Origin of the sequence: Amycolatopsis sp. NPDC051071 (assembly GCF_040682875.1) — a bacterium.
Classification (GTDB): domain Bacteria; phylum Actinomycetota; class Actinomycetes; order Mycobacteriales; family Pseudonocardiaceae; genus Amycolatopsis.
In genome coordinates this window covers 1-10,118 of the sequence record NZ_JBFBBY010000223.1, presented here as the reverse complement: position 1 = coordinate 10,118, position 10,118 = coordinate 1, and the positions used below count along the sequence as shown (strand labels likewise).

At 69.3% G+C, this 10,118-nt stretch carries 8 protein-coding genes and 1 pseudogene; 4 read left to right on the top strand and 5 right to left on the bottom strand.

All coding sequences use genetic code 11. The annotated features are described in order from the left end of the window. Window positions 1–105: 105 nt before the first annotated feature. Window positions 106–1,344, bottom strand: a complete 1,239-nt coding sequence (gene mshC, locus AB0M65_RS37730) for a cysteine--1-D-myo-inosityl 2-amino-2-deoxy-alpha-D-glucopyranoside ligase (RefSeq protein WP_364039292.1) — start codon at window positions 1,342–1,344, stop codon at window positions 106–108. A gap of 108 nt (window positions 1,345–1,452) precedes the next feature. Further along, window positions 1,453–2,184: pseudogene (locus tag AB0M65_RS37725) on the bottom strand (MerR family transcriptional regulator); the annotation flags it as partial. Between the two features lie 49 nt (window positions 2,185–2,233). Here AB0M65_RS37725 and AB0M65_RS37720 point away from each other — a divergent pair. Then, entirely contained in the window at window positions 2,234–3,547 is a 1,314-nt protein-coding gene (locus AB0M65_RS37720) for a cytochrome P450 (RefSeq protein ID WP_364039289.1), read from the top strand. A 1-nt stretch (window position 3,548) separates the two neighbouring features. On the opposite strand, the gene AB0M65_RS37715 is transcribed toward AB0M65_RS37720, so the two are convergent. From AB0M65_RS37715 to AB0M65_RS37705, 3 genes are all read right to left on the bottom strand, one after another. Further along, window positions 3,549–5,507: a VWA domain-containing protein gene (locus AB0M65_RS37715; RefSeq protein WP_364039286.1), complete on the bottom strand. Its 1,959-nt coding sequence runs from the start codon at window positions 5,505–5,507 to the stop codon at window positions 3,549–3,551. Continuing rightward, a complete protein-coding gene (locus tag AB0M65_RS37710; protein ID WP_364039283.1) occupies window positions 5,504–6,901 on the bottom strand; it encodes a sigma 54-interacting transcriptional regulator in 1,398 nt (465 codons plus the stop codon). Before AB0M65_RS37710 ends, AB0M65_RS37715 begins: the two co-directional genes overlap by 4 nt. A gap of 68 nt (window positions 6,902–6,969) precedes the next feature. After that, on the bottom strand, window positions 6,970–7,560 hold the full coding sequence (locus AB0M65_RS37705) for a TetR/AcrR family transcriptional regulator C-terminal domain-containing protein (protein ID WP_364039280.1): 591 nt from the start codon (window positions 7,558–7,560) through the stop codon (window positions 6,970–6,972). A gap of 66 nt (window positions 7,561–7,626) precedes the next feature. Between AB0M65_RS37705 and AB0M65_RS37700 the strand changes: the two genes are divergently transcribed. The 3 genes from AB0M65_RS37700 to AB0M65_RS37690 all read left to right on the top strand — a co-directional run bounded on the left by AB0M65_RS37700 (window position 7,627) and on the right by AB0M65_RS37690 (window position 9,669). Further along, complete coding sequence (locus tag AB0M65_RS37700; RefSeq protein ID WP_364039277.1) at window positions 7,627–8,022, top strand: hypothetical protein; 396 nt, start codon at window positions 7,627–7,629, stop codon at window positions 8,020–8,022. Window positions 8,023–8,174: 152 nt separating this feature from the next. Further along, window positions 8,175–8,621 carry a hypothetical protein gene (locus AB0M65_RS37695; RefSeq protein WP_364039274.1) on the top strand — a complete coding sequence of 149 codons (447 nt, stop codon included), beginning with the start codon at window positions 8,175–8,177 and terminating at the stop codon, window positions 8,619–8,621. A gap of 250 nt (window positions 8,622–8,871) precedes the next feature. Then, window positions 8,872–9,669 (top strand): hypothetical protein, encoded by a 798-nt coding sequence (locus tag AB0M65_RS37690; protein ID WP_364039271.1) that lies wholly within the window; start codon window positions 8,872–8,874, stop codon window positions 9,667–9,669. Window positions 9,670–10,118: the final 449 nt, after the last annotated feature.

The following is a 10,118-nucleotide window of genomic DNA, read 5'->3' as shown; positions in this document are numbered from 1 at the left end:
TTTATCGGCGGCCCCCTTGTCCCTTGCGGGGACCCCATAGGACGAAATCTGTCCTATGGGGACCCCTCATGACGTTTCTTGAGCTCGCTACCGAGCAGGGCGCTTCTAAAGCTCGATGCCCAGCAGAGCGTCGACCGCGTTCCGGATCAGCCCGGGAGCGGCCGGATCGGTGCCGGAGCGGTTCAAGGCCTCCTCCACCCAGGCGTCCACGGCGGCGAGTGCCTTGGGCGTGTCGAGGTCGTCGGTCAGGTGGTCGCGGAGGCGGGCGATCGTGTCCTCCGCGGCCGGGCCGGTGCCGAGGGACACCGCGTCACGCCACCGGGCGAGCCGGTCTTCGGCTTCCGCGTGCAGCTGCGCGGTCCACGGCCGGTCCGAACGGTAGTGGCCGGCGAACAACGCGAGCCGGATCACGCCCGGGTCGACCTTGTCGGCACGCAGCCGCGAGACGAACACGAGGTTCCCGCGCGACTTCGACATCTTCTCGCCGTCGAGGCCGATCATCCCGGCGTGCACGTAGTGGCGTGCGAACGGCCGGTCCCCCGCGACGGCCTCCGCGTGCGCGGCGCTGTACTCGTGGTGCGGGAAGATCAGGTCGGAACCGCCACCCTGGACGTCGAAGCCGAGGCCGAGGCGGTTGACCGCGATCGCACTGCACTCGATATGCCAGCCGGGCCGTCCCTCCCCCAGTTCGGACTCCCACGAAGGCTCACCCGGCCGCGCCATCCGCCACAGCAACGCGTCGAGCGGATGCTGCTTGCCTGGCCGGTCCGGGTCGCCGCCGCGCTCGGCGAAGAACTTCGCCATCGTCTCGGCGTCGTAGTTCGACTCGGAACCGAAGTGCCCGGTCGCGTTGTGGTCGAAGTAGATGTCCGGGTACTCCGCGTCGTCGGCGCGGTACGCGCTGCCGTTCGCCAGCAGTTTGGCGATGACCTCGACGATCTCCGGGATGCTCTCCACCGCCCCGACGAACTGCCGCGGCGGCAGCACCCGCAACGCGGTCATGTCCTCACGGAACAACGCGGTCTCACGCATGCCCAGCACGATCCAGTCGTCCTTGTCCCGCTGGGCGCGCTCGAGCAGGGGCTCGTCGATGTCCGTGACGTTCTGCACGTAGTGGACGTCGTGCCCGGCGTCGCGCCACAGGCGGTTCACCAGGTCGAATGTCAGATACGTGGCGGCGTGCCCCAGATGGGTGGCGTCGTACGGCGTGATGCCGCAGACGTACATCCGGGCGGTGGACCCGGGCGCCGTGGGGCGGATCTGCCCCGTCGCGGTGTCGTGGAGCCGCAGCGGACGGGGGGTGCCGGGGATACGGGGCACGTCGACCGATGACCAAGTCTGCATACCCCGACTGTAAGCGGAGCAGGCGCGCCGTTCTCGTCCGGTGGGAAGAGAACACGGCCGGAGTAACCGAACTCGCTCTTTCCCGGCCCGGTCGGCGTTGGCGTGGACGGCGTCCCGGATGTACTCGCCGAGGCCTGGGCGCTGGTCCGGCTCACGCACCAGGAACCCCAGCTGGACCGGTTCGGCGGCGTAGAGGTCGGCGATTCCGCGCTGCACCGGATGCGCGCAGTCCCCCAGGAACGCGGCCATCATCAGCCGGTGCTCTTCGGCGAGGTCCATCGCCAGGACGTCGTCCGCGGGAGCGCCGGAATCGACGACGGCGAGCAGCCGCCGGACCCAGTCCTGGCGCGCCTTCTCCGCCTCGACCCATTCTTTCTTGGACAGTGGCACGGCCGCGGCCCGCCATTGCGGGGTGTCGCCCCACCGCCGGACGGCCTCCTCGGGGTAGCCCTCCGGTTCGCGGAACTCGCCGAAGACCTCGAATTTCTCCTCCGGCGTCAGCGCCCCACCGACCTCCTTCGCCCGGATCACCCGATCGACGGATTCCGCCATCCGCGTCAGCTCGCCGATCCGCTCCGCCAGCAGCGCCCGCTGCCGCCGGAAGTGTTCGAGCGCGTCGACGTCCGGGTCGTCGACGACTTTCGCGATCGCGTCGAGGCCGAACCCGAGTTCGCGGTAGAACAGGATGCGCTGCAGCCGGTCGAGGTCGTCGTCGCTGTAGCTCCGGTAGCCCGCACTGGTCCGCCCGCTCGGCGACAGCAGGCCGATCTCGTCGTAATGGTGCAGTGTGCGCACGGTGACGCCGGACAACGCCGCGACCTTCCCCACCGGGTACCCCATCGGCCCAGCGTAGGTGGACGGCGCTCCCGGCCGCGCGTAGAAACGACTTATGGGGAGAGCCGGAACCACCGTGTCGACGTCGCTTCCACCCGGGCCCCCGATGCCCGGCCTCGTACAGACACTCGTCATCGGCAACCTCCGGCATCACATGCTCCCGCTGCTCGAACGCCGCTACGGATCCGTCGTCCGGCTGAGGTTCGCGCCGCACCGCGACATCGTCATGCTCACCGACCTCGAAGACATCAAGACGGTGTTCTCCGGACCGGTCACCACCTTCCACGCGGGCGAGGGCAACGTCATCCTGAAGCCGCTGATGGGCGACCACTCCATCCTGGTCACCGACGAGGATCGGCATCTCCGCGCGCGGAAGCTGCTCATGCCCGCGTTCAACGGGGCGGCGCTGCGTGGGTACCACGACATGATGACCGGGCTGACCAGGGCCGAGCTCGACCGCTGGCCGGAGAACCGGGCCTTCGGTTCGCATGACCGGATGCGCGCGCTGACCCTGGAGATCATCCTGCGGGTCGTGTTCGGTGTCGCCGAAGGGCCGCGGCTCGACGAGCTCCGGCTGCAGATCGGGCATCTGGTGGAGATCGGTCTGGTCCAGGTGACCGGCTGGCAGAACCCGCGTCTGCGGCGCTACCGGCCGTGGCGCACGTACGCCGAACGGCAGACCCGGGTCGACGAGCTTCTCTACGCCGAGATCTCCGAGCGGCGCCAGGCGGCCGACCTCGATCAGCGCACCGACGTCCTGTCACGCCTGCTCACCGTGCCCGCCGACGGGGACGAACTGTCCGACGTGGAGCTGCGTGACCAGCTGGTCACCCTGCTGCTCGCCGGGCACGAGACCACCGCGACCGCGCTGGCCTGGGCGTTGCACGAGCTTTCCCGCGATCCCGAGCAGGCGGCGTTCACCACGCGTGCGGCGGATGACGGCGACGACAAGGCACTCGAAGCGGTGATCAAGGAGGCGATGCGGCTACGGCCGGTCATCGGCGAAGTCGTCCGGAGAGTGACCGAGGACGTCGAGATCGGCGGCTATCGGATCCCGGCCGGGTTCGACGTCATGCCGTCGATCATCGTCGTCCACGGTGAGGACGGCCATCACCCCGATCCGAGGCTCTTCCGGCCGCAACGGTTCCTCGACGGCTCGCCTCCCGCCGGCAGCTGGCTGCCGTTCGGCGGCGGTGCCCGCCGGTGCCTCGGCGCCGGCTTTTCCCTGATGGAGGCCACGATCGTGCTGCGAGAGCTGTTCGGCCGGTTCACCGTCATCCCGGAACACGCTCGCCCGGAACGGATCCGGTCGCGGCCGATCACCCTGGAACCGGCCAAAGGTGCCAGGATCAAGGTGACCGGCCGCTGACCTACCGCTTCCTGGTCCGCAGGTAGTCCCCGACCACCGCCGCGCCGAGCCCGTCCAGATCGGGCGCCACGACCCGCCCGCCCGAGCGCCGGGCGATCAGGTCGACGAACGCGGTCAGCCGCGGGTCGTCACCGAGCCGGAACACCGTCACCGACGCGCCCAGCTTCGCCATCCGGTCCACTTCGGACAGTGTCTTGAGCAGCGTCCTCGGCTGCGGCGGGTAGTCGAATTCCGCCGTGCCGTCGGGTTCCAGATGCGCTGTCGGCTCGCCGTCGGTGACCATCAGGACCACCGGCTGCGCGTCCGGATGCCGCCGCAGATGCCGTCCGGCCAGCAGCAGCGCGTGGTGGGCGTTGGTCCCCTGCTCCCATGCGCCTTCCAGGCCCACGAGTTCGGCCAGTTCGACCGACGTGGCGTAGCGGCCGAAGGTGATCAGCTGGAGCGCGTCGTTGCGGAACCGGGTGCTGATCAGCTGGTGCAGTGCGAGCGCCGTCCGTTTCATCGGCAGCCAGCGGTCCTCCTGGACCATCGACCACGAAGTGTCCACGAGCAACGCCACGGCCGCGCGCGACCGGTGTTCGGTCTCGATCACCTCGACGTCGGAGACGTCCATCCGGACCGACCGCTCGCCGACCGAGACCGATCGCAGCACGGAGTTGCGGACCGTCCTGGAGACGTCCCAGGGCTGCATGTCCCCGAAGCGCCACGGCCTGGTCGCGCCGGTCGGCTCACCCGCCGCACCGGCCGATTCGGTCTCCCGCTGGCCCGCTTTGCCCCGCAACGCGTTCACGACGTCGGCGAGCGCCGTCTCCCCCAGCCGTCGCAAAGCCTTGGGAGACAGGCGAAGCGTACCGTCGGGTGCACGTTCGAACAGGCCTTGCCGCCGGAGCTCGCGTTCCAGTTCGGACAGCCGCCGGGCATCGACACCGGCGTCCGGGCCGAGCTGCTGTTCGAGCGCGTCGACGTCGATGTCCTCCAGCCGCGCGCCGGGATAGGACTGGCCGAGTTGTTCGGCCAGCGCGTCGAGTTCGGCGAGGTCGGACATCGCCTTGGCGCCTTCGCCGAGACCGAGCGGATCGTTGCCACGGAAGCGTTCCGAAGACGTCCAGTCCTCCCCTGGCCGCAGGGCCTTCAGCTGCGAGTCCAAAGTGGACAGCTGCTGCGCGAGCCGGGGATCGCCGAACGCCTGTTGCGACAGTTCGGCGAGTTCGGCGCGCTGCTCCGGGGTCATCGAGTTGAGCATCCGCTGTGCGGCCGCGGCGCGGGCGGCGAGGACGTCGATCAGCTCCTCGACGTTCTTCGGGTTCTCCGGGAAGAACTCGCCGTGCTCACGCATGAATTCGGCGAACCGCTCGGGTACGTCGTCGCGGCCTTGCGCGTGCGCGGCCAGCAGATCGTTGAGGTCGGCGAGCATCTTGCCCGCCCGCTCGACCTCCTCCGGGCCGGCGTTCTGGAGTGCTTCCTTCATCCCTTCGAACCGCGAATCCAGCAGCTCACGCCCGAGCAGGTCGCGGATCTTTTCGTAGTTCTCCCTGCCCTGCCGCGAACGCCAGTCGTACTGGGCGAGTTCGCGCACGGCCGCCGCCGTCCCCGGCGGAAGCGCGTCGAGCCGCGCTTCGCGGAAGCGCGCGTCGTCGTCCGGATCGGGGAACAACTCGCGCCGCTCGGCCTCCAGCGCCTGGTCGAGCAGTTGCCGCACCTCCTGGAGCGTGCCGTCGAGCCGGTGACGGCGCTGGATCTCCGAACGGCGCTGCCAGAGCCGCCGGGTCAGCTCGTCCAGGCCCGCGGTGCGCGGGGTCCCGCGCCGCAGCAGTTCCTCCAGTGCGGATCGGGGCGAGGCGCCCGCCATGACGTCGCGGCCGATCTCGTCCAACGCGTCCCGCAGGTCCGCGGGTGGCGCCAGCGGGTCCGGGCCGTCGTGCCACGGCCCGTACGAATAGCCCTCGGGGACGGCGCTCATCGGCCGTAGACGGTCGTGGTGTCGTCCGAGTCCTTGGCGAGTTTCCTCGACAGGAACAGGGATTCCAGCGCCAGTTCGACCGCGGCCGCGATCCGCCCCGCCGGTTCGTCCGGGCCGACGCCCGCTCGTGCGGCGACGTCGTGGAGCACGGGCAGTTCCGGCAGCGCGGCGAGGACGTCCTTGCCGGGGACACGTTCGCCGGTCGTGACGAGGTGTCCGTCCTCGACGGCGTCGGCCAGCGGCAGCAGGTCCAGCCCGGCGAACCGGGACCGGGCCGTCTCCGCGACCGCGCGACGCAGCAGGTGCACGAGGTGTTCGGTCTCGCGTCCCTCCTCCCCCGGCTCGAATTCGAGCTTGCCGCGCAGCACGCCGGGCACCGCGTCGAGGTCGACCGGACGCGCGACCGCGGGCTCCTCGCCGGTGAGCGCGGACCGGCGCAACGCCGCCGCGGCCACGGTTTCCGCCGCCGCGACGGCGAACCGGGCCGACACGCCGGAACGCTGGTCGATCACCGGCGATTCGCGCAGGTTCCGCACGAACCGGGCGAGCACCTCCAGCAGTGGCTCGCCGACCTCGGCGACCAGATGTGCCTCCTGCCGCACGACCGCGATCTCGGATTCGACGTCGAGTGGGTAATGCGTCCGGATCTCGGCGCCGAAGCGGTCCTTGAGCGGGGTGATGATGCGGCCGCGGTTGGTGTAGTCCTCCGGGTTGGCGGTCGACACCAGCAGTACGTCCAGCGGCAGGCGCAGAGTGTAGCCGCGCACCTGGATGTCGCGTTCCTCCATCACGTTCAGCAACGCGACCTGGATGCGTTCGGCGAGGTCCGGCAGTTCGTTGATCGCCACGATGCCGCGGTGCGCACGCGGGACGAGTCCGAAGTGGATGGTCTCGGGATCGCCGAGGCTACGGCCCTCGGCGACCTTCACCGGGTCGACGTCGCCGATCAGGTCGCCGACCGAAGTGTCCGGTGTGGCCAGTTTCTCCGTGTAGCGCTCGTCGCGGTGACGCCAGGTCACCGGCAGGGCGTCGCCGAGTTCGGCGGCGCGGCGGCGCGATTCCGGGGTGATCGGGTCGAGCGGATGCTCGGTCAGTTCGGCACCCTCGATGACGGGCGTCCACTCGTCGAGGAGTCCCGGAAGGGTGCGCAACAGCCGGGTCTTGCCCTGGCCGCGTTCACCGAGCAGGACGACGTCATGCCCGGCCAGCAGCGCGCGTTCCAGCTGCGGCAGCACGGTGCGCGAGAAACCGACGATCCCGGGCCAGGCGTTTTCCCCGGCACGGAGCTTGACGAGCAGGTTGTCGTGCAACTCTTGTTTGATCGAACGCGGCAGGTGGCCCGCCGCGCGAAGGTCCCCGGCGGTCCGGGGCAGATTTGCGGGAACATCGTTCACCCGTTCGACGCTACTTCGCGATCGTCGTTCCGTCGACGTGTACCAACTCCAGGTGATGACTGCTCCGGTCACCGCTTCCCGATGATCAGGGACAAGCCCGCGTCGAAGATGTCGGTGGCGGTCAAGCCGATGCGGCGTCCCTCGTTCATGGTGCGGGCCACGGTCGGGTAGGCCAGCGCGAACTCCTCGGTGGGCTGGGCGTCGGCGGAATCTTGTTCCTCGATGACGTGGCCGAGGGTGTAGTGGACGGCGGTGTAGACGATGGTGGCCGCCTCCGGCAGGGACAGTCCGCTGTCTTCCAGCGCGCGCAGCCCGAATTCGGGGATGCGGGCGAGGGTGGGCGTATTCGGCGGCCGGGCACCGGCCACCACCCGGGCGCCGTCGGGGTAAGCGAGCATGGCGCGACGCAGACCGCACAGCATCTCGCGCAGCCACGGCCGCCAGTCCTGGCCAGGCGGCATCGGCGCCAGCTCGCCGAACTCCTTCCGGAGCATCCCCTCGGCCATGGCTTCCAACAGCTCGCGCTTGTCGTTGAACCGCCAGTAGATGGCGGGCGCCTTGATCTGAAGGCTGGTGGTGAGCTTGCGAAAGGTCACACCGGCCAGCCCTTCCTGCTTCAGCAACGCCAGGCCCTGGCCGACGATCGTCTCCGCGTCCATGCCCCTCACTCTATAACTGTGTTACATTCGGCTCAATATAATGACGTTATAGAGAGAGATGTGGTCATGAATCAGGCACTCGTGGACGGCATGTGGACCTATCTCAAGGCCGGACTGGCCATGGATATCGACGCATTGGACCGACTGTATGACCCCGGCTTCGAGAACGTGCGGGTCGATCAGGCAGGGCAGGCGATCACCCTGACCAAAGACCAGTTCATGGACCGCTTCCGCGCGCTGCGCGAGCAAGGGCGGCGCATCGGCGAGTCCGTCGACGATGTCACGTTCCCGGCCACCACCGACCTCGGCGACCAGGCCGCGATCATGATGCGGCGGGTCAAGGACGGCGAGCCAGTGCTCTACACCTTCGTCTGGCGGATGGCGGACGGGCGGCCGACCACGATCCTGCGCGAACTCACCTTCGACCGGGACATCAGCTACCTGCTGCGGCTGACCCGCTGACCGGCCCGGTCAGCGGTCGACTTCCAAACCGGGCGGCGACCGCCCCGTGGTGAGCTTGAGAGCGCCAGGTCGGGCATCAACCGATCGGTGGATGGGAACTTTCGGGTAATCGGTTGATGTGGAACCGGGTGCCCGCACGGGAGGCTGGACGCATGCCCAAAACGCGCAAACCACCGGTGCCGGAAGACGACCTCGGCCACCCTCGCAGCCGCACGGCCTTCGTGCGGATGAAGGTGCTCGTCTCGTGCTACATCGGCATCAGCGTGCTCGCCCTCCTCGTCGCCTACCTGTGGCGGGACCGGCCGGATCTCGTGAACGACATCGTGTGGGTCCGCGGCGAGGGCGTCCTCATCGCGTCGGTGGTGATGCTCGTGTTCGTACTCGGCACCACCCGCGGCCGCCGCGGCGCCTACCTTCGCCTCCGGATCGCGTCCGCCGCCATGGTGGTGGCGATCGCGGTCTTGATCTCGCTGCCCGGTTTCCTGCCCGTGTGGATGCGGGTCGAACAAGGGCTGTGCGGGCTCGTCCTGATCGGCATCGCGGTGATCGCCAACGGCGGACATCTGCGATCGTTGTTCGCCGCCGGGCGCACGGCCTGACAGGGAGTCCGCGGCACAGTTGTTCCTTACGGAAGCGACGGTGAAGTCCCCTCTGCTGAACATCCACGGGAAGCTCGGGTGAGCGACCGGCGTCGCCGAGGCCTTCCACCAGGGCCTGCTGAAACCGAAGGCGCCGGACCAAGGTCAAGGGTCCGGCGGCTCCGGAATGGACCGGCGGGCTTCAGCGCACGGCCCGAAAAGACACCGCCCTGCGGAAGGTTTCCGTCAACGCACGACTAAAATAAACCCAGTGTGCCGTCCTAGTGCGACCCTCGCGGTCTGGTCTTCGGCGTGGCTGAACGGAGCCGCCGCCTCCGACGACGTCCTTGACGCCCTCCTCGTCTGGGGCGAGGCCCATGACGTCGTCGCCGCGGATGCCGCGGCCGCGGAGGCGTTCGATTTGCCGCTCGCGTTCAACCGTGCGGCGACTCCGGTGCAGTTGCTGCTGGCTCTGCGCTCACAGGGCGCGAAAAGCATGCAGTTGCTCCTGCCGGTGCCCGGTGACGTCCGCGGTCTGGGTGGTGGCGGCCTGTTCACCGAGGCCGCGCTGCGGACCGGCGAGGCCGTCTTGTTGCCGGATTTCGGCTACGGCCTGGTCCCGGAGGTGATCGCCGAAGGCCTGATGCGGTGGACCGTGTACTCCGTGCCCACACCGGGTGTCCTCGAGTACCGGCCGCTGGGTGAGGCCGAGCACGGCCTGACCGACGCGATCCGCGCGAGTGCCGGCGCCTTGCAATCCCTCGATGTCGCCAGCGACCGCCGTGGTGTGCGTGCGGAACTTTCGGCACGCCTGCGGTCGGCCACCGACGCGCCGTGGCCTGCCGGGATGCCCGGCCGGTCGCTCCGGGTGCTCCAGCGGTCCGAGGAGATCGCCGCGATCCTGGCGATCGCGGAGTCCGACGACCCGGGTGGCGCGCTCTCGGCGTCGGCGGTCAATCAACGCGCGGAGGCGTTGCGGCCGTTGACCGAAGCCGTCCGGAGCGCCCGGTGCGCGGCGATCAACGAGGCGGTGCGGGTGTTCGCCGACCAGGCGGACCGCCACCCGTAGCCGCGAGTGGGCCGGTGCGTCGCGCTCGGCCAAGTAAGGTCGTCGCGGTGGAGCCGTTGCCCTGGCCAGCAAGCATTCCTTCCAGCGTTGGCGACACGGGGTGGGCGACCGTTCAGCCGATCCCGGCGACACCTTCCAAGGCGTTCCCTGCCCCCGCCTTCCAAAGCCACTGGGTCGTGAGGGTAAGCACGGTTAGGGCTAGTGAGGGGTAAGGCAGGGTGGCGTGGCGAATCTGGCGGCCGAGCCGGGGATCGCAGTGCTGTGAAGGACGCCTTGACGGACTCAGCGTCCCCCAAGTCGCAACGGCGGCGCATGAAGGACCCCTTCCCTCGGCTCAGCCGAGGAAACTCGACCTTCACACCTACCCCAGTACATGAAGGCCCCCTTCCTTGCGCTAGGCGCCAGGGCCCCGGCAAAGTCGTTGTGGCTGGTCAGTGGGTGATTCCGAG